This window comes from Exiguobacterium sp. s11 (genome assembly GCF_018619015.1).
Lineage (GTDB): Bacteria > Bacillota > Bacilli > Exiguobacteriales > Exiguobacteriaceae > Exiguobacterium_A > Exiguobacterium_A indicum.
In genome coordinates this window covers 37,031-61,384 of the sequence record NZ_JACSNF010000003.1, presented here as the reverse complement: position 1 = coordinate 61,384, position 24,354 = coordinate 37,031, and the positions used below count along the sequence as shown (strand labels likewise).

Annotated in this window: 29 protein-coding genes and 1 riboswitch; of the genes, 18 read left to right on the top strand and 11 right to left on the bottom strand. The window is 50.9% G+C overall.

Going from position 1 to position 24,354, the window contains the following annotated elements; genetic code table 11:
• Positions 1 to 129 precede the first annotated feature (129 nt).
• Positions 130 to 366: a VOC family protein gene (locus KNQ12_RS11340; protein WP_214748521.1), complete on the top strand. Its 237-nt coding sequence runs from the start codon at positions 130 to 132 to the stop codon at positions 364 to 366.
• 13 nt (positions 367 to 379) lie between these two features.
• Positions 380 to 541 (top strand): hypothetical protein, encoded by a 162-nt coding sequence (locus KNQ12_RS11335; protein WP_214748524.1) that lies wholly within the window; start codon positions 380 to 382, stop codon positions 539 to 541.
• Here KNQ12_RS11335 and KNQ12_RS11330 read toward each other — a convergent pair.
• From KNQ12_RS11330 to KNQ12_RS11300, 7 genes are all read right to left on the bottom strand, one after another.
• Complete coding sequence (locus KNQ12_RS11330) at positions 515 to 1,015, bottom strand: methylated-DNA--[protein]-cysteine S-methyltransferase (RefSeq protein WP_214748527.1); 501 nt, start codon at positions 1,013 to 1,015, stop codon at positions 515 to 517. The genes KNQ12_RS11335 and KNQ12_RS11330 overlap by 27 nt on opposite strands.
• Before the next feature lie 78 nt (positions 1,016 to 1,093).
• Positions 1,094 to 2,491: a dihydrolipoyl dehydrogenase family protein gene (locus KNQ12_RS11325; RefSeq protein WP_214748530.1), complete on the bottom strand. Its 1,398-nt coding sequence runs from the start codon at positions 2,489 to 2,491 to the stop codon at positions 1,094 to 1,096.
• Between the two features lies 1 nt (position 2,492).
• Entirely contained in the window at positions 2,493 to 3,710 is a 1,218-nt protein-coding gene (locus KNQ12_RS11320; RefSeq protein WP_214748533.1) for a dihydrolipoamide acetyltransferase family protein, read from the bottom strand.
• A gap of 13 nt (positions 3,711 to 3,723) precedes the next feature.
• Positions 3,724 to 4,722 (bottom strand): alpha-ketoacid dehydrogenase subunit beta, encoded by a 999-nt coding sequence (locus KNQ12_RS11315; RefSeq protein ID WP_058265564.1) that lies wholly within the window; start codon positions 4,720 to 4,722, stop codon positions 3,724 to 3,726.
• A 1-nt stretch (position 4,723) separates the two neighbouring features.
• Positions 4,724 to 5,773 carry a pyruvate dehydrogenase (acetyl-transferring) E1 component subunit alpha gene (pdhA, locus tag KNQ12_RS11310; RefSeq protein WP_214748535.1) on the bottom strand — a complete coding sequence of 350 codons (1,050 nt, stop codon included), beginning with the start codon at positions 5,771 to 5,773 and terminating at the stop codon, positions 4,724 to 4,726.
• Positions 5,774 to 5,786: 13 nt separating this feature from the next.
• Positions 5,787 to 6,929, bottom strand: a complete 1,143-nt coding sequence (locus KNQ12_RS11305) for a Glu/Leu/Phe/Val family dehydrogenase (protein ID WP_214748537.1) — start codon at positions 6,927 to 6,929, stop codon at positions 5,787 to 5,789.
• A gap of 37 nt (positions 6,930 to 6,966) precedes the next feature.
• Positions 6,967 to 7,368, bottom strand: coding sequence for a thioesterase family protein (locus KNQ12_RS11300; protein ID WP_214748539.1), 402 nt, complete (start codon positions 7,366 to 7,368; stop codon positions 6,967 to 6,969).
• 331 nt (positions 7,369 to 7,699) lie between these two features.
• On the opposite strand from KNQ12_RS11300, the gene KNQ12_RS11295 reads away from it, so the two are divergent.
• From KNQ12_RS11295 to paaX, 12 genes are all read left to right on the top strand, one after another.
• Positions 7,700 to 8,977 (top strand): phenylacetate--CoA ligase family protein, encoded by a 1,278-nt coding sequence (locus KNQ12_RS11295; RefSeq protein WP_214748540.1) that lies wholly within the window; start codon positions 7,700 to 7,702, stop codon positions 8,975 to 8,977.
• An 18-nt stretch (positions 8,978 to 8,995) separates the two neighbouring features.
• Complete coding sequence (paaA, locus tag KNQ12_RS11290; RefSeq protein ID WP_087681930.1) at positions 8,996 to 9,967, top strand: 1,2-phenylacetyl-CoA epoxidase subunit PaaA; 972 nt, start codon at positions 8,996 to 8,998, stop codon at positions 9,965 to 9,967.
• Between the two features lie 14 nt (positions 9,968 to 9,981).
• Positions 9,982 to 10,326, top strand: coding sequence for a 1,2-phenylacetyl-CoA epoxidase subunit PaaB (gene paaB, locus KNQ12_RS11285; RefSeq protein ID WP_023466991.1), 345 nt, complete (start codon positions 9,982 to 9,984; stop codon positions 10,324 to 10,326).
• Positions 10,323 to 11,108 carry a 1,2-phenylacetyl-CoA epoxidase subunit PaaC gene (gene paaC, locus KNQ12_RS11280; protein WP_214748542.1) on the top strand — a complete coding sequence of 262 codons (786 nt, stop codon included), beginning with the start codon at positions 10,323 to 10,325 and terminating at the stop codon, positions 11,106 to 11,108. Before paaB ends, paaC begins: the two co-directional genes overlap by 4 nt.
• A 14-nt stretch (positions 11,109 to 11,122) precedes the next feature.
• Positions 11,123 to 11,617 (top strand): 1,2-phenylacetyl-CoA epoxidase subunit PaaD, encoded by a 495-nt coding sequence (gene paaD, locus KNQ12_RS11275; protein ID WP_149426766.1) that lies wholly within the window; start codon positions 11,123 to 11,125, stop codon positions 11,615 to 11,617.
• A 15-nt stretch (positions 11,618 to 11,632) separates the two neighbouring features.
• Positions 11,633 to 11,956 carry an EthD family reductase gene (locus tag KNQ12_RS11270; RefSeq protein WP_023466996.1) on the top strand — a complete coding sequence of 108 codons (324 nt, stop codon included), beginning with the start codon at positions 11,633 to 11,635 and terminating at the stop codon, positions 11,954 to 11,956.
• On the top strand, positions 11,934 to 12,713 hold the full coding sequence (locus KNQ12_RS11265) for an enoyl-CoA hydratase/isomerase family protein (RefSeq protein ID WP_214748545.1): 780 nt from the start codon (positions 11,934 to 11,936) through the stop codon (positions 12,711 to 12,713). The genes KNQ12_RS11270 and KNQ12_RS11265 overlap by 23 nt, the downstream gene beginning before the upstream one ends.
• A 5-nt stretch (positions 12,714 to 12,718) precedes the next feature.
• Positions 12,719 to 14,227 (top strand): aldehyde dehydrogenase family protein, encoded by a 1,509-nt coding sequence (locus tag KNQ12_RS11260; protein WP_214748547.1) that lies wholly within the window; start codon positions 12,719 to 12,721, stop codon positions 14,225 to 14,227.
• Positions 14,228 to 14,301: 74 nt separating this feature from the next.
• On the top strand, positions 14,302 to 15,168 hold the full coding sequence (locus KNQ12_RS11255; RefSeq protein ID WP_214748549.1) for a 3-hydroxyacyl-CoA dehydrogenase: 867 nt from the start codon (positions 14,302 to 14,304) through the stop codon (positions 15,166 to 15,168).
• Positions 15,165 to 16,373: an acetyl-CoA C-acyltransferase gene (locus KNQ12_RS11250; protein WP_214748552.1), complete on the top strand. Its 1,209-nt coding sequence runs from the start codon at positions 15,165 to 15,167 to the stop codon at positions 16,371 to 16,373. Before KNQ12_RS11255 ends, KNQ12_RS11250 begins: the two co-directional genes overlap by 4 nt.
• On the top strand, positions 16,370 to 17,137 hold the full coding sequence (locus tag KNQ12_RS11245; RefSeq protein ID WP_023467001.1) for an enoyl-CoA hydratase-related protein: 768 nt from the start codon (positions 16,370 to 16,372) through the stop codon (positions 17,135 to 17,137). Before KNQ12_RS11250 ends, KNQ12_RS11245 begins: the two co-directional genes overlap by 4 nt.
• Before the next feature lie 73 nt (positions 17,138 to 17,210).
• Positions 17,211 to 18,095: a phenylacetic acid degradation operon negative regulatory protein PaaX gene (paaX, locus tag KNQ12_RS11240; protein WP_023467002.1), complete on the top strand. Its 885-nt coding sequence runs from the start codon at positions 17,211 to 17,213 to the stop codon at positions 18,093 to 18,095.
• 56 nt (positions 18,096 to 18,151) lie between these two features.
• Here paaX and KNQ12_RS11235 read toward each other — a convergent pair whose 3' ends face one another.
• Positions 18,152 to 18,691, bottom strand: a complete 540-nt coding sequence (locus tag KNQ12_RS11235) for a gamma carbonic anhydrase family protein (protein ID WP_214748555.1) — start codon at positions 18,689 to 18,691, stop codon at positions 18,152 to 18,154.
• Positions 18,692 to 18,782: 91 nt separating this feature from the next.
• Between KNQ12_RS11235 and KNQ12_RS11230 the strand changes: the two genes are divergently transcribed.
• The 4 genes from KNQ12_RS11230 to KNQ12_RS11215 all read left to right on the top strand — a co-directional run bounded on the left by KNQ12_RS11230 (position 18,783) and on the right by KNQ12_RS11215 (position 21,466).
• Positions 18,783 to 19,721, top strand: a complete 939-nt coding sequence (locus KNQ12_RS11230; RefSeq protein ID WP_214748558.1) for an NAD(P)H-dependent flavin oxidoreductase — start codon at positions 18,783 to 18,785, stop codon at positions 19,719 to 19,721.
• A 137-nt stretch (positions 19,722 to 19,858) separates the two neighbouring features.
• Positions 19,859 to 20,287, top strand: coding sequence for a DMT family transporter (locus KNQ12_RS11225; protein ID WP_214748560.1), 429 nt, complete (start codon positions 19,859 to 19,861; stop codon positions 20,285 to 20,287).
• Between the two features lie 15 nt (positions 20,288 to 20,302).
• The gene (locus tag KNQ12_RS11220) at positions 20,303 to 20,971 is read left to right on the top strand and encodes a Crp/Fnr family transcriptional regulator (protein ID WP_214748563.1); all 669 of its coding nucleotides are present in this window, start codon (positions 20,303 to 20,305) and stop codon (positions 20,969 to 20,971) included.
• Between the two features lie 12 nt (positions 20,972 to 20,983).
• The gene (locus tag KNQ12_RS11215; protein ID WP_214748566.1) at positions 20,984 to 21,466 is read left to right on the top strand and encodes a DMT family transporter; all 483 of its coding nucleotides are present in this window, start codon (positions 20,984 to 20,986) and stop codon (positions 21,464 to 21,466) included.
• Positions 21,467 to 21,519: 53 nt separating this feature from the next.
• Here KNQ12_RS11215 and KNQ12_RS11210 read toward each other — a convergent pair whose 3' ends face one another.
• The 3 genes from KNQ12_RS11210 to msrA all read right to left on the bottom strand — a co-directional run bounded on the left by KNQ12_RS11210 (position 21,520) and on the right by msrA (position 24,116).
• A complete protein-coding gene (locus KNQ12_RS11210) occupies positions 21,520 to 22,740 on the bottom strand; it encodes an MFS transporter (protein ID WP_214748569.1) in 1,221 nt (406 codons plus the stop codon).
• 14 nt (positions 22,741 to 22,754) lie between these two features.
• Entirely contained in the window at positions 22,755 to 23,354 is a 600-nt protein-coding gene (locus KNQ12_RS11205; RefSeq protein WP_023467009.1) for a winged helix-turn-helix domain-containing protein, read from the bottom strand.
• 231 nt (positions 23,355 to 23,585) lie between these two features.
• Positions 23,586 to 24,116, bottom strand: coding sequence for a peptide-methionine (S)-S-oxide reductase MsrA (gene msrA, locus KNQ12_RS11200; protein ID WP_214748572.1), 531 nt, complete (start codon positions 24,114 to 24,116; stop codon positions 23,586 to 23,588).
• A 95-nt stretch (positions 24,117 to 24,211) separates the two neighbouring features.
• Positions 24,212 to 24,315: riboswitch (SAM riboswitch) on the bottom strand.
• Positions 24,316 to 24,354: the final 39 nt, after the last annotated feature.

The following is a 24,354-nucleotide window of genomic DNA, read 5'->3' as shown; positions in this document are numbered from 1 at the left end:
TGGATTTGAAGAAGAAGCCCCACTTTCCGTGTCCGGTTAGACAGGAAAGTGGGGCTTTTTGTGTATAGAAGGAAATCGGAAGAAAAGTGCGAAAGGTAATACTAAAGCATAATGAAAGGAGGACTTTTCATGCAGTATGCCGCTACTCCTTGTCTCGTTTTTTCGGGACAAGCCAAGCAGGCGATCGTGTACTACGAAAACGTATTTACGATGACACGTCGTCGTCTCTTACTTGATGAAGCAGAAGATACCGTCTATCACGCACATTTATCCAATGGGGCGTTTGAATTGATGCTCTGGGACGAGGGTGACGCACCGAATACCTCTTCTTCGCTCCATCTGTTGTTGAACTTTTACGTCGCTTGAGGAGCTTGAACAAGTGTATCTGCGATTAACGACAGACGGTCAAATCGTCACCCCCCTTGCGGTAGCAGACTTTGGAGGCTGGTATGCGCAAGTCCGCGATCCGTTCGGGATTCTGTTCGCTCTATCGTTCAGCGAAGAGGGACGAGAATCAGAGACGTTGCTCGAGCGCGAGTAGTGTCCGCTTCATATTCAGACCGCCATGATAGCCGAGCAGATCGCCTTTTTTGCCAATGATCCGGTGACACGGAATCGCGAGCAGTAATCGATTTTTCCCGATTGCCGTGCCAATCGCGCGAGTCGCGTTCGGTCGAAAGAGACGTTCCGCGATATCGGAGTAGGTGGCGGTTTGACCGTACGGTACCGCGCGTAGAGCATGCCAGACTTCAAGTTGGAACGGGGTACCGACTGGTGCGATTGGAAAGGACAGTGTCGTCGACTGTTGATTCAGATAAGCCAGTAGCTGTTCCGTATACGGGGCAAGCGCGGTATCAGAAGCAATCCAATCGGCTCGGGGGAAGTGTTTCCGCGACCAGTCGTCGAATAAATCCTCCGGTTCATCCCAAGCGCCAACATAACAGAGACCATCTGCTGTAGCAGCGACCGGAAACGTATGCGTATTCCAGTGCAAACGAGTGAAGTACAGTTCCATGACATGTTTTCCTTTCTACGCGAAATGAAGTGATGAATCCAAAAGAGGTGCTTCTGACGCAGAGGCACCTCTTTTGGATTACGCGCGCGATCCGACCTGTTGACGTGGTGGAAGATGGATCGATTGACCAAATAAGGCTTCCATCGATTCCGTCAAGGCTTCGCTTCGACTCGGATGTGCCATGACAGGGAAGAGGAGATCTTCCCGTTTTGCTGTCAGTTCCAGTGCTTGGGTGAATTGTCCGACGAGACGATGGGCATCGTCCCCAATCATGTGAATACCAAGGATCAGTGATGTTTGCTCGTCAGCGATGACCTTGACGAATCCACTACCACCTTCGATCGTCGTCGCTCCGTTTGCATTCAGCGGGAACTGTCCGCTCTGAACAGCATGTCCGGCTTCGACCGCTTCTTGTTCCGTCATCCCGATCGAAGCAATCGGTGGGAAGGTTCGTAGAACCGTCGGATAATACGGTGTCGTCGGATCGACGTCTTGACCAGACAAGTGGGCTGCCGTTCGCTTCGCTTCATGAATCGCACGGATGGCGAGCTGTGGACCCTGTGTGACATCACCGATTGCGTAAATGTGGGGTTGATTCGTTCGTCCAGTTGCGTCAACTGGAATCGTCCCGTCTTCTGCAAGCGTCACACCAATCCGTTCGAGACCGAGTGTCAAACTGTTCGGGATCCGGGAAAGGGACTGGAACAGATAGGCACCCTGATAGGCGACTTCTTCTCCGTTTTTCATGACGGTGACGGTCGCGTCCGATGAAGCCTCGATACGTGTCACGACATCCGACACGAGACGGATTTTTTGTTTTTTGAATGTCCGCTTCAGTTCCTTTTCAAGGCTTGGTTCGAGTGGCAATTGATCCGCGAACAACGTCACCTCTGTCCCAAGTGCATGGAAACAGGCGGCCGCTTCGAGTGCTAGCGTGTCAGATCCAATGATCAATAAGCTCTCTGGTAGTTGCTCGAGTTGATAAAGCTGTTCGGCATTCAAGCGGCACGATTCCTCGTGCTGGATGCTGTGACTGCCGGTCGCAATGATGACGTCCTGGAACCGGTACGTATCGAACTGATGGCCCGACTCGACGCCGATCCGGTCCTCTGACAGGAAGGAGGCTGCACCAGTGATATGCTCAATCTGGTTCGCCTGACAGAGGGCGACCACTCCTTGACGTAATTGTTGCACGACACGATTCCCGTAAGCACTCAGTTTACTGAAATCATGGACAGCAGGGGCGGTGAATCCAAGGTCTTCAAGATGCGGCAAGCGTAACATCTCTTCTGCCGCATGCGCATAGACCTTGGACGGGATACAGCCTCGGTTCAGACAAAGTCCACCGAGTTCAGCTTGTTCAATCAATGTAACGTTTCGACCGCCTTGTGCAGCACGGATCGCTGCCGTATAACCTGCGGGACCTCCACCGATGATCAGAAGATCCCGTTCTTGTGTAAGTTCGCCAACAACCATGTTAGATCAACTCCAGAAGTAGGGTAGTCGGATGTTCAATCAGTGACACGAATCGGTTCGTAAAGGCAACAGCCGTTGCCCCGTCTGCGACACGATGATCGAACGACATCGACAAATTCATCATCGAGCGAACGACGATTTGATCATTCTCATCGACACAGGCTCGTTTTTTCGTCTTATGGAAGGCAATCAGTGCTGTCTCCGGATAGTTGATGATTGGTGTTGCTCCCGTACTGCCGAGCGGACCGACATTACTCATCGTAAAAGTGCTTGGTTTTAAGTCCGCTGCGCGCAAGGCACCGTTTTGAGCACGTTGTTGCAACGCGACCAATTGTTCATGCAGTTCCGTCAGTGAGAGCTGATCGGCATGACGGATGACCGGAACCATCAACCCGTCCGGTGTTTCGGTTGCCATGCCAAAGTGGAAATCCTGCTCTAATCGAATACATGCATTTGCTTCATCGAGTTTGGCATGAAAGACAGGATACTCTTTTAAGGCAACAATCAAGGCTTTAATGAAGAAGGCGTTGACGTTGATGTTTCGTCCAGCTGCTTTCCATTCGGCACGTAGTGCGAGTAAACGCGTCATGTCGACTTCCTCGAAGTGAGTGACATGGGGAATCGTGTAAAGTGATTGGGTCATCTTTTTCGCGATTTGCTTGCGAATGCCGCAAAACGAAATCGTTTCCGGAGATGTCTCTTGGTACGTGACCTCTTCAATGATTGGTACAGCTGTCTCTTGCGGAGAAGTAGCAGCCTGGACGAAGCGGAGCACATCGTCCTCGGAGACACGACCCGATGGATCGGAAGCCGTGACAGCTTCGATATCAATCCCGTGATCACGGGCGATTTTTCGCGTATACGGTGTCGCAAGGACACGTTTTGCTGGAGAAACTTGAACAGGTGGGGCGGTGACAGCAACCGATGCTGGTTCAGGAGCGGACGACGCTTTAGGTGTTACCGCGACCGGCATGTCGGAAACGTTACTTGCTTCGATGTGCAATAACGTCGTACCGACTTGCACCGTCTGACCGACCGGAATGATGATTTCCTTGACGATCCCGGAAACGGGAGCCGGTAGTTCAGCGACCATCTTATCAGTCGCAACCTCGACGACTGGTTGATCCGTCGTGACATGGTCTCCGACTTGAACGAGGTAATGGGCGATTTCACCTTCTGTCATTCCTTCACCAACATCGTGTAATTTAACTTCGATCATGGCATTCAGCTCCTTAAAACTCGACCGTACGCTGAATCGTCGCAAGGACACGTTCTGGCGTCGGAATGTAATGGTCTTCGAGGGCGAACAGCGGAACGGGAACATCAAAACCGGTCACGCGGGCAATCGGTGCCCGTAAATAAAGAAACGCCGTATCATTAATCAAAGTCACGAGATCATTACCGAGACCACCCATTGCTGCGGCTTCATGCACGATGACGGCACGACCTGTCTTTTGAACGGAAGCAGCGATCGTTTCCCGGTCGAGCGGATAGAGCGTCCGTAAGTCGAGTACTTCGCAAGAGATGCCGCGTTCCTGTGCAGCCGTTGCTGCCTTTTGAGCTACTTGAACCATTGCCCCCCAGGCAATTAACGTCACGTCTGTTCCTTCGCTGACGCAGCGTGCTTTTCCAATCTCAACGGTATACGATTCGCTCGGTACGACTTCTTTGAATGAGCGATAACTGCGCATCGACTCAAGGAACAACACGGGATCTGGATCTTCAATCGCAGCAATCAATAACCCTTTTGCATCGTATGGCGTTGCCGGGCAGACGACCTTGAGACCAGGCATCGATGTAAAGAGCGCTTCTGTGCTGTCGGAATGGATTTCCGGGGCCCGGATGCCGGCACCATAAGGGGCACGGATGACCATCGGCACACTGTACCGTCCCATCGTTCGCATCCGGATCCGGGAGACGTGCGTCATGATTTGTTCATAGGCAGGGTAGATGAAGCCGAGAAATTGAATCTCGACGATCGGTTTAAAGCCATTGATGGCAAGACCGATCGACGTACCGACGATGCCGGCTTCACTGAGCGGTGTATCGACGATTCGGTCTTCCCCGAATTCTTCCTGTAAGCCGTCCGTCGCTCGGAAGACACCACCGTTTTTTCCGACGTCTTCTCCAAGGACGAGGGTTGTCTCATCCTCCGACAATTTTGTCCGCAGGGCATCCGTGACAGCTTGAACGAGTGTCATCTCTGTTTGACGATTGATTGGTGTTGCCATCTCATTTCCCCCTTGCTAGCAGATACGCTTCTTTTTGTTGCTGGACATCAACCGGTGAGGTCGCGTACGTATGGTCGAACAGATCATTGACGTCTGGTGCCTTGAATTGCTCCATCGCAGTTACTGCCGCTTCGACTTCTGCCTGGTGCCGTTCCTGTAGCTGTTGCATCCAGGTTTCGTCAAAGTAGCCTTGATGTTGTAAGAATTGTTCAAGTCGATCGAGCGGATCGACCCGGTCACGCGATCGGGCTTGATCACGGTATTTCGTTGGATCGTCTGCTGTCGTATGCGCACCAAATCGCCATGTGACGGCTTCAATCAATGTCGGTCCACCGCCAGAACGGGCACGCGCAACGGCTGCTTGCATCGTGAAATAGACGGCAAATGCATCGTTCCCATCGATCCGGACGCTTGGCATCCCGTAGGCGATCGCTTTTTGTGCGATCGTTTCGGAATGCATCTGTTTTTCGATCGGAACAGAAATCGCGAATTGATTGTTTTGGTTGAACAGAATGACTGGTGCTTGGAAGACACTTGCGAAGTTCATCCCTTCGTGGAAGTCACCTTCAGACGTCGCCCCGTCACCAAAGTAGGCGACCGCGACGTTCGTCGTACCTTTTCGTTTTTCCGCCCACGCGGCGCCGACGGCATGCGGAATTTGCGTCGCAATCGGAACGGCAGGAGGGAAGATGTGTTTCTCAGACGGCACGCAACCTTCGACACGACCGTTCCAGTAGAGAAGCGTCCGCACCATGTCGGCACCGAACGTCAACGTCGCACCGTGATCTCGGTACGTTGGGAATAACCAGTCCTGCTCTGACAACGCCAGTGCACTACCGACTTGCGCCGCCTCTTGTCCTTCGAACGGTGCATAAGTGCCGAGGCGCCCTTGGCGTTGTAAGTTGATCGCCTTCCGGTCGAACGTCCGGATCCGATGCATCTGTTCATATAGGGTGAGGGCGAGCTCTTTCGTCAGATCGTGTTCTTTTGAGGCGTCGATGATACGACCTTCTTCATCGATGATGCGTTGAATCGGAAAATGTTGCTCCATGTCAGTCCCTCCTTCAGTGGTTACGGATATCCCATTTTGGCTTTGTCGTATTCGTGAAGATGTTGTTGTGTTTTGCCCGGATCTGCATCCGTTTTTCACACATCCGGTTCGCGGCTTCGACCGTCGTGATGTTCTCTGCTTGCGACTCCTTGAAGACTTCGAGCACGGCGTCATAGATGTGACGCGTCTTCAGGAGAACCCGTTCGTGATTTGCTCCGTACAGTTCGTCAGCGACTTGGATCAATCCACCACCGTTGACGATATAGTCTGGTGCATACAAGATGCCGCGATCCATCAAGACGTGCGCGAGCTGTTCATCTGCAAGCTGATTGTTCGCCGAACCGCAGATGGCTTTGCACGGTAAGAGGGCGATATTTTGGGCGTGAATAACACCGCCATATGCACATGGAACGAAAATATCAGCGTCTGTTAGATGGATTTCGTGAGGTGAGACGACGCGAACTGTCCCGGGTGCCATTTCGGCTTGAGTTACGATTGCTGCGAGCGCGGCTTCATTGACGTCTGAAACATAAATCGTCGCACCGGCGAGTAACAGTTGTTCGGCAACCTTGAAGCCGACTTTGCCAAGTCCTTGGATCGCGTAAGTCGCGCGACTTAAGTCGTTTGAACCAAATAACGTCTCGATCGTCGCCCGGAGTCCATAGACGACACCTTCAGCCGTCGGGATCGATGAATCGCCACTTCCGCCAAAGGCTTCCGGAATGCCGACGATGCGTGACGTCTCCCGACTAGCATGAACGAAGTCATCCATCGTCGTACCCATGTCGGTTCCGGTGTAAAAACGTCCGCCGAGCGAATCGACGAAGCGACCGAAGGCACGAAAAAGCTCTGGTGATTTATCTGTTGCCGGATTACCGATGATGACGGCTTTACCACCACCAAAATCAACATCAGCGGCAGCGCATTTATACGTCATGCCACGTGACAGGCGGAGGACATCGTCAAGTGCTTCATCGACAGAAGCGTAAGGCGCCATGCGGCAACCACCGAGAGCGGGACCGAGCGTCGTATCGTGGATGGCGATGATTGCTTGTAACCCTGAGACAGGATCGTTGCAAAAGACGACTTGCTCGTGACCCGCGATTTTTTCCATGATCGAGAGCGTTGGATTCGTAGATGGGTTTAACATGTTCATAGTAGAGTCCTCCTCTATCAAATATAAGTAAGCGCTTTCATTTTGTTGGAGCATTCACTTGCAATTTTTCTTGAATCCGGCTTTTTTCTAAAATGAATTGTGTTACTTCTCCTGTTCCAATGACCGCTTGTCCGTCTCGAACTTCGATGTCAGCGTCAACGCGACGTGCTGTGACGCGTGTTACTGTAGCGGTCACGATCAATCGTGCGCCTTCAGCTGCCATGCCAAGATGCTTCAACGAAACCGCACCCCCGACACCTTCTTCGTCTGCCTCTAAGTAAGGCAGGATAAGTTGACGTGCTGCCCATTCCATATGGTAGACCATCGAAACAGTCGAGTATGCGGGATGAACCAATTGACCTTCAAATTGTGCAAACATATCTTGCGAGACGACCGCTTGAATCTCTGCTGTATCCCCGACAGCTAAACCTGGCTTCATCGTGATCCCCCTTCACTACAACAAATCCTCATTCAATCAAGTGGTCTTACCAAAAATAGTATAACACTTGTCACACGATATTTTATCAACACGTTACAAAATGAGCAAATCATTTCAGAAATATTTTCCAAAAAAGACTCTCGATTATGAGAAAATAGCTTTATAAGCCGATTGATTTACTGTTAAGGTGCGTTGAAGTGATAAAGCGAGAATCGTTTGGGAGCATTTAACAAAACAAGATTGACAACATTGTGAACGTATCGTACGTTAAACATATAACTAAAAATAAACGACCGTTTAATTATTGTATACATGATGAGGAGGTGCAGGTATGTACGATCAACATCACGAAACGATGAATGCGCAAACGCGGGAGCAGCTGCAGATGGAGCAATTACGTCAAACGATGGAACACGTCACGCGCGTCCCGTTCTATCAAGAACGTCTGCAGACATTGCAGATGACGGCACATGATTTTCAAACGATCGAAGATCTACGAAAATTTCCCTTCACACGCAAGCAAGATTTACGCGATCATTATCCGTTCGGGCTATTTGCCGTCGAACGAGAACAGGTCACTCGAATTCACGCCTCGTCTGGTACGAGTGGTAAACCGACCGTCGTCGGGTATACGCAAGAAGATTTAGACGACTGGGCAGGTGCCGTAGCACGTAGCTTAGTCTTAGCCGGTGGATCATCAGCCGACTTGTTGCACAATGCATACGGCTACGGACTGTTCACAGGTGGACTCGGTCTTCATGCAGGTGCTGAAAAACTAGGTATGACAATCTTGCCGATTTCCGGCGGCAATACGGATCGCCAAATCACATTGATCGAGGATTTCCGACCGGATGGCATCTGTGGGACACCTTCGTATATTTTGCGATTAGCAGAACGCATGATCGAACGGGGCATCGATCCACGAAAGACAAGCATGCGTTACGGCATCTTCGGAGCTGAACCCTGGTCGGAAGAGATGCGTCAGACACTCGAACAGACCTTTGATCTACAGGCATTCGATATTTATGGACTCAGTGAAATCATGGGACCAGGTGTCGCGATGGAATGTCAGGAGCAGGCAGGTCTGCATATCATGGATGACTTATTCATTACGGAAGTCGTCGATCCCGTTACGGGGGAACCGGTACCAGATGGCATGGTCGGGGAACTCGTTTTTACAAGCTTGAAAAAGAAAGCGCTTCCAATCATTCGTTACCGGACAGGTGACTTAGCATCGATCACGCACGAAGCGTGTGCTTGTGGTCGGACGACGACACGGATGTCACGTGTCAAAGGGCGGACAGACGACATGCTGATCATCCGAGGGGTCAACGTCTTTCCGTCAGAAATCGAGCGAGTCTTGCTCCAACAACCGGACGTGACGCCACATTATCAAATCCATCTCGTGCGTAAAGCGGGACTCGATGCCGTTGAGCTACATATCGAATTCGAAAATATCTCGGAGCGACAAAGGCGTTCGATATGTGACGCCATCAAGTCGGAATGCCTCATTTCCATTGATCTCGTCTGTCACCCGCACCAAGGGTTACCACGATCGGAAGGGAAAGCCGTTCGGATCGTTGATCGACGCTCGACATCACTCGTCTGATTCAAAGGAGGAACTAGCATGTATGATGCAACACAACTGTTCGAACCCGTCCAACTGACGGAAGAAGAAAAATTAGCACGCTTCAAGGAACGAATCGAGCAAGGTGAAAAGATCGAAGCCGATGACTGGATGCCTGCTTTTTACCGGGACACGCTGATTAAATTGATTTCGATGCACGGTATCAGTGAAATCATGGGTGCACTTCCGGAAAAAGAATGGGTTCCAAAAGCACCATCACTTCGCCGGAAGCTCGGCATCATGGCGAAGGTCCAGGATGAGATGGGGCATGGACAACTGTTGCTTCGTGTCGTCGAGGATTTGATGAAACCGTATGGCAAGACACGTGGGGATTTGATGGATGATTTGTTCACAGGACGATTGAAGTTCCACAACGTCTTCCACATGCCGACGCGGTCATGGGCCGATGCCGGGATGATCGGTTGGCTCGTCGATGGGGCGGCAATCATCACGCAGACGAACATGCTCGGTGCTTCATATGGACCTTACGCACGGGCTTTACAACGGATCTGTGCGGAAGAGGTCTTCCATGCGCAACACGGAGAGTCGATCATCATGGCACTCGCGGAAGGGACACCGGAACAGCGGGCGATGATTCAGGAATCACTGGATGAGTGGTGGGAATCCTTGTTGATGTTCTTTGGACCAGCCTCGAAAGAGACGACCGGGACATCAAAACAGGACGTGACGATCGCCTATAAGATTCGGACGAAAACGAATGAAGAGCTCCGACAAAACTTCTTTACGAAGTACGTACCACGGATTCGTTCACTCGGACTCGTCATTCCGGATCCGACGTTACGTTTTGATGAAGAGACAGGGCAGTGGGAATATGCACAGCCAGACTGGACAAAATTCAAGACGATCATCCAAGGGGGAGGACCACGTTCGAAAGAGCGACTGGACTTGCGCCGGACATCTTATGAAAATAACGCCTGGGTACGGGATGCACTCGCTGAAACGAAGGCATGAGAGGGGAAAGCACGATGAACGAGACGTTTTATCACGAATTCGAAGTCTTTAGCAAACGGACGCCGAACGCGGCGTTCACCCATCAATTCAGCTTGCTCGCTCCGAATAAGGAGATGGCACTGTTGATGGCGCAAGAAAACTTCATGCGCCGGGAACCGGTCGTCGACATCTGGGTCGTCAAACGCGAAGATATCCGTGGTTTATCACCCGATGAGAAGCAGATGTTACAACGCCTTGATAATAAGGACTACCGGACGACGAAAGGGTACGGCTACTTGAAGAAAAAATGGCGTCATTACGAGCAACAGATGCTCGATGAAAAAGAGATCATGTCTTGGCAAGGAGGCGATTCCAAATGACGGAACACGAACGGACGGCACTCGCCTCCTTACTCTATCAACTCGCGGATGATGATTTCCTTTACGCGTATCGTGGTTCGGAATGGCTCGGACTCGCACCGCATATCGAAGAGGACGTCGCTTCGTCTTCGATTGCGCAAGATTCAATGGGACACGCGGCGATGTATTACCAACTCCTCGAAGAACTCGGCGAAGGAAATGCTGATGCATTAGCTCATGTCCGACTAGCGCATGAACGGAAAAATTCGATTCTCGTCGAACGTGTCAATGGACCTGGCTACTACATGGAGAAGCCTGAATATGACTGGGCATTCGCCGTCGTACGGAACTATTGCTACACGGTCGCGAAAAAGATCCGGATTGATGCTTTGAAGTCGAGCAGTTACGAGCCACTCGCTACGGCTGCCGTCAAGATCAACATGGAGTTGTACTATCATTTGCTGCACTGGCAAACGTGGTTTACCCAGCTTTATCAATCGACGGAGACGGCGCGGCAGAAGATGGATGCAGCCCTAGAAAAAGTCCTCTATGACTTCGGTGACATGTTCGATTATGGCGAACACGGTCAATTGATCGAAGAGATGCGGTTGATCGAAGGGCAAGGGATTTTACTCGATCGTTGGTATCAGACGATCACACCGTTACTCGTCGAATTGAACGTGACACTTCCGGAAATGCAGATGACGCGTAACGGGCGGGACGGCGATCACACGGAAGATTTGAACGACGCGCTTGCGACACTCGGAGAAGTCTACTTGATCGATCAGACGGCGACGTGGTGAAAGGAGAGGGGAGCATGACGACGACACTCCAGGATGCAATCCGGGAAGCCCTGAACGGGGTGAAGGATCCGGAAATTGATAGCGTCAGTATTTTAGATCTTGGCATGGTCGAGACGATGGACGCGGAAGCGACGGAGCATGGTTACCTGGTGCGCGTCACGCTTCTCCCGACGTTCCTCGGTTGTCCGGCGCTTGAAATCATTAAAAAAAACACCGAATCCGCCTTGCAGGTGATTCCAAATGTCGAACAGGTCGACGTCCAGTTCCGGTTTGATCCACCGTGGACATCGGACCGGATCACGGAACAAGGCATGCAAGGATTGAAGGCATTCGGTATCGCTCCTCCTCGGTTTGAGCAAGGGAAGTGGGAGATTGACTGTCCGTATTGTGGATCGACGTATGTGACGATGGAAAACTTATTCGGACCGACAGCATGTCGAAGTATTCTCTACTGTAAATCGTGTAAAAATCCATTCGAGGCGATGAAACCCGTCTCTACTCTCATGTGAAGGAAGGTAATCAAGATGGCAAAATTAATCGCACTGTACAAACACCCAGAAAACAAGGAAGCATTCGATCAGCACTATTTTGAGGTCCATGGTCCATTGACAGCAAAAATTCCAGGACTGCAAGAAATGAATGTCACGAAAATCGTCGGCTCACCAATGGGCGGAGACGGAAAGTATTACTTGATGTGCGAGATGGTCTATGAAAGTCAGGAAGCGATGCAAGCAGGCATGCGTTCGCTCGAAGGAAAAGCATCCGGGAAAGACTTGATGAGCTTTGCGGGGGATCTCGTCACATTGATGATTGGTGAAGATGTCCATGCCGACACAACAGTACGTTAAGACGGAAATGGTTGATCGGATCGGTCGGATTCGACTCGACCGAACGGCACGATACAATGCGCTGAACCGGATGATGGTCCGGGAAATCGTCGAGGCGATGGAGACATTCGACCGAGACGAACGGGTGACGGTCATCGTCTTGACCGGAAACGGAAAATCGTTCTCAGCGGGCGCCGATATCGAGGAGATGCTCGAGGCGACACCGATCTCGATGGAACTCCTCGATCCGTTCGCGGACTGGGACCGAATCAGCCGAATCAAAAAGCCGATCATCGCAGGTGTCCATGGTTTCGTCCTTGGCGGCGGTTTTGAACTGGCACTTGCTTGTGATTTAATCTACGCCGATCCTGAGACACAGTTTGGATTCCCGGAAGTCGGACTCGGCGTCATGCCGGGAGCAGGGGGGACGCAACGTTTAACGAAATGTATCGGTCGGACACGGGCGCTCGAGTGGCTCTTCACTGGCGACCGGATGAAGGCAGAGGAAGCGGAACGACTCGGTATCATCAACCGGGTGACGGCTGACGTCGAAGCGGCGGTGCTGGCAATGGCAGAGCGGTTATCGAACCAACCGAGCATGGCGTTGCGGTTGATCAAGGACGCGGCAAACAAAGCCGTCGATTTATCGTTACAGGATGGGATGGAGCACGAACGCCGTAACTTCTATCTCTTGTTCGCGACAGCCGATCAAACAGAAGGCATGCAAGCGTTTCTCGAAAAACGATCACCGATTTTCAATCAACAGGAACAGGAGTGAATACAATGTCGACAGTACATGAAAAAACACTTGAAATGAAACGGTCCGTCTATCACTTGCTCATCAACGGCGAACAGGTCGAGGGCTCAACAGGCGAGACGTTCAAAACATACAATCCGGCAACGGGCGAAGTAATCGCGGAAGTCGCAAAAGCGTCGAAGGAAGACGCCGATCGTGCTGTTCAAGCGGCACGCGATGCGTTTGATCACGGGAAGTGGAAGATGTGGCCGGTCGGGCGTCGGGCGCAAATCTTGAATAAGATTGCGAGCATCATGCGTTCTCGCTTCAATGAAATCGTCGAACTGGAGATTCTTGATACAGGGAAATCACTGGCAGCAGCGCAAGGACAAGTCACACAAGCGATTGAAGACTTTGAGTTCTATGCGGGTGCAATCGTCGGTCATCGTGGTGTCGTCAATAACGTACCGGGACAATTCCATAACTACACGGAAAAAGAAGCGGTCGGTGTCTGTGCACAAATCATTCCGTGGAACTATCCGTTAATGATGGCAGCTTGGAAGGTCGCACCAGCAATCGCCGTCGGTTGCTCGGTCGTCGTCAAACCAGCGACCTTGACACCGTTGACAGCGATCATTCTCGGTGAGATTTGTCTAGAGGCTGGTGTACCAGCAGGTGTCGTCAACGTCATCCCGGGATCCGGACGCGAAATCGGCAACCATCTCGTCGAACATCCTCACGTCGATAAAGTCGCCTTCACGGGCTCGACGCCAGTCGGAAAAGACATCATGGGACGTGCGTCGGAGACGTTAAAACGAGTCACGCTCGAACTCGGTGGGAAATCACCGAACATCGTCTTTGAAGATGCGGACGTAACGGCAGCCGTTGATGGTTCGTTGTTCGGCATCTTCTATAACAGCGGTCAATCGTGTGAAGCGCGCTCGCGCCTGTATGTCCACGAGGAGATCTACGAAGCGTTCATGGAGCAATTCGTCGCGAAGACAAAACAACTCGTCCTTGGTAATCCATTCGATAAAGGAACACACGTCGGAGCGATCATCGACCAACAACAAGTCGATGTCATCGATGGATACGTCCAGTCAGCGAAAGCGGACGGGGCAACAATCGTCACGGGTGGTCACGCGACAGCGCCAGAAGGATACGAAAAAGGCTTCTGGTACGCACCGACGATCATCACGGACGTCACGCACGAGATGAAAGCGGTCAATGAAGAAATCTTCGGACCGGTCGTCGTCGTCATGCCGTTCAAAGATGAAAAAGAAGCGATTCGCCTAGCGAACGATACATCATTTGGACTCGGATCAGCCGTTTGGACGAAAGACGGCGCGAAAGCGACACGTGTCGCGAATCAAATCAAAGCCGGCATCGTCATGGTCAACTGTCCGTTCTCTGCCTTCCCGGGCACACCGTTTGGTGGCTACAAACAATCGGGCTTCGGTCGAGAACTCTGTATCGAGACGCTTGATCTGTACACGGAAACAAAAAGTATCTTGTCGTATTACGGCAGTCGTCCACTCAATCCGTTCGGACTATAAGCAAGAGGGAAGGCTGGAGTTCCGTCGGGAAGTCCAGCCTTTTTTAACAGCACAGGGGATAAGGGGGAATTCAGATGGTAGAACAACTCGTCGTCGTCGGATCCGGCGTCATGGGGCGTGGTATCGCTTATGTGGCCGCACACCGCGGATTTCAGGTGACACTCGTTGATATCAAAGAGGAATACGTCAAAGGAGCACTGCAAGAATTAGAACGAATCGCGGAAAAAGGCATCATCCGTGGCAAGATGACGACAAGTGAGGTCGAGGGACTGTTCGATCGACTGCATCTGTCGACCGACCTAGCTGAGGCGGCACAACAAGCGGATCTCGTCATTGAAGCAGTACCGGAACAACTCAGCATCAAACAGCAAGTCTTTGAAACGCTAGAAGCGAATACACGTCCGGACTGTTATTTCGCGACGAACACGTCGACGATGAGTCCAACGGAAATTGCGTCCTTTACGAACCGGGCGGACCGGGTCATGGCGATGCATTTCTTCAATCCGGTCCATCTGATGCCACTGATCGAGCTCGTTCGTGGTCTTGAGACATCGGATGAGACGGTTGCAGCTCTTGAACAGGTAGCGCGTCAGATGCAGAAGGAAACGGTCGTCATCCGTGAGTTTCCTGGGTTCGTGACTTCGCGGATCAGTGCGCTCGTCGGAAACGAAGCGTTCTACATGTTACAAGAAGGACTCGGGACACCAGAAGAGATCGATAAAGCGATCAAACTCGGCTTAAACTATCCGATGGGACCATTCGAACTCGGGGACTTGGTCGGACTTGATACTCGGCTTCACAACTTAAAGTATCTGCATGAGAAGCTCGGCGAAAAATACCGTCCGGCACCACTGCTCGAACAGTATGTCAAAGCGGGCAGACTCGGTCGTAAAACCGGTCGTGGCGTCTATGACTATACGAATCGCGAGGTGACATCATGAAACGGGTCGCCATCATCGATGCCGTTCGGACACCGATTGGTCGCTATAACGGCGCCTTGCGTCAGGTTCGTCCGGATGATTTAGGAGCACGCGTCATCGAAGCGTTGCTTGAGCGTAATCCACAAGTCGATCCGAAGACGATCGAGGAAGTCATTTTCGGTAATGCGAATCAGGCGGGAGAAGACAATCGTAACGTCGCCCGGATGTCGGGACTACTAGCTGGTCTACCGGTCGAAGTCGCTGGTACGACGATTAATCGCTTATGTGGGTCAGGGCTCGACGCTGTCATCGCGGCGGCACGAGGGATTGCCTTAGGTGAAGGCGATATCTATATCGCTGGTGGGACGGAAAGCATGACGCGTGCACCGTTCGTTCTCGCGAAGCCGGATCAGGCCAACCCACGTGGCAATCAGACGATGTACGATACGACGATCGGTTGGCGCTTCGTCAATGATCGTTTAGCAGATCAATACGGAACGGATTCGATGCCGGAGACAGCCGAGAACGTCGCCCGTCAGTACGGGATCTCACGCGAAGCGCAGGACGACTTTGCGTTTGAAAGCCAACAACGCGCGAAACGAGCAATCGAGACAGAGCGCTTCACGGACGAACTGGTTGCGGTCACACAAATGGACCGGAAAGGCAACGTCAGCGTCTTCAATCGTGATGAACATCCTCGTCCCGAGACGACACGTGAGAAACTGGCGACACTTCGTCCGTTATTCCCAAGTGGTACCGTGACGGCGGGGAATGCATCTGGTGTCAACGACGGTGCGTCGGCACTGTTATTGATGAGTGAAGAAAAAGCGAACGAACTCGGTTTGACGCCACTCGGGTATTACCGGGCGAGTGCGACAGCAGGGGTCGAACCTGCCATCATGGGAATCGGACCAATCGACGCGACGGAAAAAGTTCTCCGGCGGGCAGGGTTGACGGTCGAACAGCTCGATCAAATCGAGTTGAACGAAGCCTTTGCGGCTCAAAGTCTTGCCTGCATCGAAGCACTTGGTTTACCAAGCGAAAAAGTCAACGTCAACGGTGGTGCGATCGCTTTCGGTCATCCACTCGGTGCGAGTGGAGCGCGGATTTTGACGACATTATTGCATGAGATGCGCCGAACGAACCGGACGTATGGTCTCGCGACGATGTGTGTCGGAGTCGGACAAGGGATCGCACTTGTCGTCGATCGGGAGGGACTCGTATGATTCACTTAGAACGAGAAGGCTATATCGCAATCGTCCGGATTGATCGTCCAGAACGTTTGAACTGTCTCGATTATCCGACGCTTGTCGCTTTGCAAGAACAGGTCGATGCGTTATCGGTCGACCCGGAAGCGCGGGTCGTCCTGTTTACGGGAACGGGGAAAGCATTTAGTGCCGGTGCCGATTTAAAAGAACGCGTGCATTTAAACGAAGAAGAAGTCCGGCGCAATGTCCTTGCGATCCGCAATGTCTTCACTTCGATCGCACAATTGCCGCAACCAACAATCGCAGCCGTCAACGGTCACGCGCTCGGCGGTGGGTTCGAGTGGATCCTTGCCTGTGATTTCCGCTTTCTCGTTGAGGATGCACTCGTCGGCTTGACGGAGACCAGCTTCGGGATCATTCCAGGAGCCGGTGGAACACAACGCTTGCCACGACTGATTGGGGAGACGCGGGCAAAGGAATTGATCTTCACGGCGAAAAAAATCGATGCGATGACAGCAGAACGGTACGGACTCGCGACAGCCGTTGTTGCCCGGGAAGCGTTGATGACGACGTGTCTTGAGTTTGCTAATCAGATGTTACAGAATGGTCCGATTGCCTTGCGCCAAGCGAAGCGAGCGATTGATCAAGGGCGGGATGTCTCACTCGAAGAAGGACTACAGCTCGAAACAGAGGCTTATGAAGTCGTCATTCCGACGGCTGATCGTCAGGAAGCGCTACAAGCCTTCGCTGAAAAACGACCACCACGCTTTGAAGGAAGATGAGGATGGTCGACGTTTGAAATAACCCGTATACTAACGATACACACTATGAACGACTGAAGAGAGAGTGAATACCATGAGTGCGAACACCCAATCGATGATCTTTACGATTTACGGCGATTACATTCGCCATTACGGCAATCAAATCTGGGTCGGGAGTTTAATTCGACTCGTCAAAGAGTTCGGACATAACGAGCAGGCCGTTCGGGTCGCGGTATCCCGAATGGTTAAACAAGGCTGGCTCGTCTCCGAGAAACAAGGAAATAAAAGCTTCTATTCATTGACACCACGTGGGGTGGAACGGATGGAGGAGGCCGCACGCCGGATATACAGATCAACACCGCACGACTGGGACGGGAAGTGGCGGACGCTGATGTACACGATTCCGGAGGATAAACGCCAGATTCGCGATGAGCTCCGCAAAGAACTAACGTGGAGTGGGTTTGGCAACTTATCGAACGGGGTTTGGATTTCACCGAACCCACTTGAAAAAGAGGCGGAACGATTGATCGCGTCGTACGAGATCGAAGAGTATGTCGATTTCTTCGTCGGTGAATACCACGGTCCGAAGCAGGATCAATCCCTTGTCGAGCGCGCGTTTCCGCTGGAGGAATTGCAGGAGCGTTACGAGACGTTCATCACGGATTACAGCCGGCAATACATCGTCCATCAAAGTCAGCTCCAACTCGGAGAAATGACGGATGAACAGTGTTTCGTCGAACGGACGATGCTCGTACATGAGTACCGGAAGTTTCTGTTCACGGATCCCGGATTACCGCAAGAACTGTTACCGGATGCTTGGAGCGGACATCACGCGGCGCTCTTGTTCGAACAATATTACCGATTGCTCGCACAACCAGCGAGTCGGTTCTTCGAATCGATCTTTGAAGAGACGCACGATGTGTCTCAACGCAGTGCCTCGTACGACGCGGCGGAACACCCGCTGTTTGCAGAGCGGTGAGCATATATTCGAATGAAAAGAGCGGGACGGATCAGTTGATCCGCCCCGCATTCGTGTCATTCAGATGTGTTCTGTTTAGCAGATTCTGCGAGAATGTTTCGGAAGGCATATCCTTTATCGACATAAGAATCAATCGACTCCTGAATCATCGCGAGGTCCGCTTCCGTCAGTTCACGCACGACTTTACCCGGTGAGCCGATGATCAGCGAACGGGGTGGGAAGACTTTTCCTGATGGAATCAACGTGTTCGCCCCGATGATGCATTCTTCACCGATCTCTGCATGATCAAGAACGGTCGCACCCATTCCGACGATCGAACGACGTCCGATTTTGCAACCATGTAAAATCGCGTTATGTCCGACCGTTACTTCATCTTCAATGACGACGGGTGCCCCTTCATAGAGATGAATCGTCGCGTTGTCTTGGATACTGCATCGTTTCCCAATTGTAATCGGTCCTTCGTCACCGCGTAAGACAGCGTTGAACCAGACGGTAGACTCGGAACCGATCGTGACGTCTCCGATCAGATAAGCGCCAGGAGCGATGAACACATCGGAGGCGACGTTCGGATGAATCGATTGATACGGAATCTTCATAACAGAATGACCTCTTTTCTATAATAAGATGAACTACTATTCATTCCATGTCAGTATAGCATGTGAGTGAAGGCGAGAACGGAGGAAAGACATGTTTCTGATTTGTGAGCTCTTTAAAATTCGATATCCTTTGATTCAAGGAGGAATGGGTAACATTAGTCATGCGGCGCTCGCGGCAGCGGTGTCGAATGCCGGGGGACTCGGAACGCTCGGGTGCGGGACATTGTCGGTTGATGAAGTGGCGTCTCGGATCCACGAGACACGAATGCTGACGAATCAACCATTTGCCTTGAACATCGCGATTCGTGTGTCTCCCTATACGGAAGCACTGATTGATCTCGCGATCGCAGAAAAGATTCCGGTCGTCTCCTTGTCGGCAGGAAATCCGGCACCGTACATAGCGCGACTTCAAGCTGCTGGCATCAAAACGATTGCGGTTGTCGCTTCAGTCAAACAGGCGTTAAAGGCAGAACAGGCAGGCGCTGATGTACTCGTAGCGGAGGGAGTTGAAGCGGCAGGCATCAATTCACCGCTCGAGTTGACGACGCTGACCTTGATTCCGCAACTCGTCGATCGGGTCAACATTCCGATCCTGGCAGCGGGTGGGATTGGTGACGGGCGTGGACTAGCAGCTGTTCTGTTACTTGGTGCGGCTGGTGCACAGCTCGGAACACGATTGATCGCGACGGAAGAGGCGAAGGTTCATTCGGCATACAAGGCGCACTTAATGGATGCGGCCGATACCGATACACGCATCATCGGACGTTCCGTCGGATTCGTCCGACGTGTCCTTGATGGTCCTTACGTCGAACGACTCACAGCAGAGACACCTGCTGCTTTTCTCGATCAGACGAATGAGTCGTATCATATCAGAGGCGCTCTTGAGGGCGATGAGGAGAAAGGGTATGTCAACGCTGGACTGGTTGCGGGATTGATTCATGACGTGCCGACTGTTGCGGCGTTGTTTACGCGCATGATGACGGAAGCAGAGGAGCAGCTGAAGCAAACGACGACTCGTTTCATGACATGAGCATACAGGGATGGACCCGTGATTCCACTTGTGGACAGCGGGTTTTTTCATGTTTTTTTGAAAATGGGACATTTGTCCTTTTCAAGTAGGGCATGAGTAAGGTCTACTCTAGTGTAGAGATTAAAGGAGGAGATGACGTGCAAGGAGTCGTGTTTGCTTTGATGAGCGGTCTGTTCATCGCCCTGCAAGGCATATTCAATGCGCGCCTTGCGACAGGCGTCGGACCGTGGTTGTCCGTATTGATCGTCCACTTTGTGGGTCTGATGGGTTGTTTAGTCATTTACAGTTTCGTACGAGATCGGAAAATCGGTGGCTTCCGTCAGTTACCATGGATTTATGCGAGTGGCGGTTTGATTGGCGTGCTAGTCGTCGTAACGGAACTGACAGCAATCCAAAAACTCGGGATGACATGGGCGATGTGTTTATTACTCGTCGCACAGATTTTATGTGCGTTTGTGATTGATTTAAAGGGATGGTTCGGTGTCTTAAAAAAACAAGGAAATCGTGGTCAATGGGTTGGTGTGGGTCTCATGCTTGTAGGAGTTGCGATTTTCTCACTTGCCTAAAGGGAGGGAACGAACATGGAAACCGTCATCCAACAATATGGACTGGATACGATTTTGACGGAAGAGACGCGCGCTTGGTTGCGTGAAGAAACCTTCCGAAAAGGAGAACTCCTCTGTACGACCGGTGCGACAATCGACCGGATGTACTTCATCGTCGCAGGCAAGGTCAAGATATCTGCTGCCTCGTCAGAAGGGAAACAACGGATTTTACGATTCAAAACACCACTGACAGTGATTGGTGACGCCGAGTTCATCAATGAACGAGAAGTGTTGAATACAGTTGAGGCGGTGACCGATGTCGATGTGTTGAGCGTGCCGTATGCGATTTTACGCGAGCACAATACAACGAACGTCTTTCTGCAATTCTTATTACGCACGATCACAGCGAAGTGGTATGCCGACTCGAAATCAGCGTCGCACCATGTGTTGTATACAGTTGAAGAGCGATTTGCAGGGTATTTGTTATCGATCGCTTCTGAAGCCAGTGACAGTTTATTTTATCAGGAGATGCGGACGTCGAACTTACATGACGTCGCCGACTGGCTTGGAACGAGTTATCGCCATCTCAATCGGATCATCACGAAATTGTGTGAAGAGGAGACTCTCGTTCGACGACGCGGGAAAATCATCATCGTCGATCTGGAGGGGATTCGCGAGAAGGCGAACGGCAACAGCTATGAGTAGGGAGGAACGAACATGATAATAGGCATCGTGTGTGCCGTGTTGGCAGGGATGTTAATCAGTTTACAGACGGTATTGAATGCTCGGATGAGTGACGCGTTTGGCGCTTGGGCGACGACGACGCTGGTCTTCTTCGTCGGTTTCATCGGAGCAAGTGTCACGTATGTTCTGTTTCGTGGTGGAACAATCGGACAGATTCAAAACGTATCGCCACTCTATTGGTTTGGTGGACTTGTCGGTGTCGGCGTCGTTTTTTGTGTCATGCGTGGGATTCAGTTACTTGGTCCGTCCGTCGCGATCTCTGTCGTTCTGATTTCGCAGTTAAGCTTTGCCCTCGCCGTTGATACGTTCGGTTGGTTCGGTTTGCCGCAAATCGACTTATCGTTTGGTCAGCTCATCGGTCTCGCTGTCATGGTGTGTGGCATCTTCGTCTTGAAACGGTATCAAGTCGTGGCACCGGAACAACAGGCAAAGGATCAACTAGAACGTGTTTCGTAATAACCGAATACAGAACGAGGACGGTGGCATTCCAATCCACTGTCTTTTTTTGACTAGTTTTCGACCTGGATCATGCGTCTTCTGAAGTAAAGCGAGAGAACAATAATGAGAAGACCACAGTACAACATGATTGTCGTGATCGAAACGTGAAACGACAGTAGAAACGAAAGGAGCGCGTAAGATAATGGAACGAGACCATTTGACGCGGCATTCACGACACTCATGACACGTCCCATCGTCTTTTCCGCACACTGAGACTGGATGAACGTAATGAAGCGAATATTGATGATCGAAGAAAGGACACCAAGTGATAACAGGATGATCAGGTACAACAAAATCTGCTGGACTTGACTAAGCAGGAAGAAAAGCAAACCTAAGGCGCCAATCAATCGGACCGATGAGTTAAGCCCATTTGCTTTCTTCTGCGTAAAACCACTCCAGAGCGCCCCTCCGAGCATTCCCATTTGATAAGCCCCTTGCATATAACTTAAATCCATCGCATCTCCTTGGAGCACATCATGAACGAGTAAGGGGATTCCGAGTAAGAGTGGTCCAAAGAAAAAGAAATTGACACAGATGACAAGAAAAAGTGTCTGCTTGAGTTGCTGAAGGTGAAAGACGTAATGTAGCCCTTCTTTTAGTTCAAAGAGAGCTGAATGCTGACGTGCTCGCTTGATCTTAGATTCACGAATACCATACGTGAAAAGGAGCGTCAGACAGAGTGTTCCGAAAATTACGAGAAAAACGTGCGAGTAAGAAGAATAGCTGAGGATGACCCCACCAAGAATCGGACCTGAAAAAAGGGCGATTTGATTAGATGTTTGAATCAGAGAATTGGCTTTAGTGAGTTGTTCTTTCGGAACGAGTGTAGGCAGTAAGGAAGCATTCGCCGGCGAAAAGAATGCATCCACACTACCGAATAGAAAGGCAAATCCTAAAATCGTCAGCAATGTAAGCTGATCGGCATGAAGTAATACGAGAAGACAGAGAATGAAACTGATCCGTAAAGCGCTCGAGATGCGCATGATCGTCGAACGTTTATAGCGATCGGATAAGACGCCACCGAACAACATGAGAAAAATACGGGGTAACAAGGTGGCCATGAGGACGAATCCGAGATATGACGCCTGGTTTAGCGTATGGATGACATACCATTGTTCAACAAACAGATAGGTTGATAGGGAGAGGGCAGAGCACATACCGGACCCCCATAAAAATAAAAAAGATCGATTTTTAAACAGCGATTGTTGCGTATCCATTTCAACAGGCAGCATATGGCACCTCCGGTTTAGACGTCGTCATTCTCAAATAGTGGTTCATCAATTGCAAAGGCAGTCGTCATGATATAGAAGTGTTTTTTATCTTCTTCGTCTAGTGAAGGGGACCGTGTGAACTCGTCCAATAGAGCACGATATTTGGTAGAAAATTGCCGAAAATTGGCTTCAGACATCGTCAGTTCCTTTTGAAGCGATAAGCTCATCCAGTCTTCAACGTTTGAAGACACAGGAGAAAAAGCAGTAGTTGGAGCGGTGAGGACGCGTGTCTTTGCTCGGTCCAATACCTCAAGATACGACTGCCGGGTCGCTTCGTTCGTCTCGACGAAGTTCAGTAGATGATCGGCAGGAATGTAGCCTCGAGCAATCGCTTGATAGTATTTCAATAGATTGCCGCCCTGTTCTTCCGTCCGGACGAGGCGAATCAAGTCATGCTTTTCAAGTTCTCGTACATGATAGAGGATCTTTGCGCGGGATAACGTCAGCAAGTGGGCTAACTGATGTACCGTGTGTGGTTTTTCGACGAGAAACATGAGGATTTTTGTTCGTAACGGATCACTGATCACTTTTAACTGTTCATAGCTCTCTAATATGTGAATCGCTTTTTGTTCCATGCAATCATCTCCTTTTTAACCGGTTAATTTTTATTAACCGTAAAACAAAAGACTTCATTTGTAAACGGTTACAAATTTGTGTGAGGGTGTTGGTAAAGAATACATCATTTGTTTACATACAAAAAGACTGACTCCAGTGACATCTCGGTCATCCTCCACTTTCTACTGGAAAGTAGGGGAAGAACGAGATGTTTGAAATCAGTCTCAGCTACTGTATGTGGTTCGAGGTGATTAGACCGTCATCGTATCTTTCCATTCCTGCTCGATGAAAGCATCGCGACCAGAGACAGCACGATCTTTTTTATAGTGTTCTGGATTTTTCTTATGGAAGTCTTGATGGTACTCTTCCGCCGGATAAAATTCAGAAGCGGCATCGATCCGCGTCACGATGGGTTGTTTGAAACGATTGCTTGCAGCAAGGGCGTCACGGGAAGCGATTGCTGCTTCATGCTGCGCATCCGTATGATAGAAGATCGCTGGTGCGTACTGCGTGCCACGATCTTGGAATTGACCTTCTGCATCCGTCGGATCCGTTTGTGGCCAGTAGAGTTCGAGCAGACGCTCGTACGGGAATAGGCTCGGATCAAACGTGATTTGGACGACTTCGAGATGTCCCGTCGTTCCTGTTTTGACTTGCTCATACGTCGGATTGTCGACGTGACCGCCCATGTAACCTGATACGATTCCCTCGATTCCTGGTAATTCTTCAAATGGTGTCACCATGCACCAAAAACATCCACCTGCAAATGTTGCTTTTTCCATCCGTCTCTTCCTCTCCGTGGGAAACTCCCATTGTATGTCTGACAGCGAGAAAAACGAAAACGACTCCTTCGCTTGGTTGCAAAAGGAGTCGCCGCTTTTTATCAACCAAAGCTTTCGCTTTGCTGGTCGTAGCACCTTGCTATACGCAGGTTGCTGGGACGTCATCGATCCAGATCTCTCGGTCCACTCTTGATAAGGGTATATGAAGTTGATGTCATTCGTTATCATTGTTGTGATG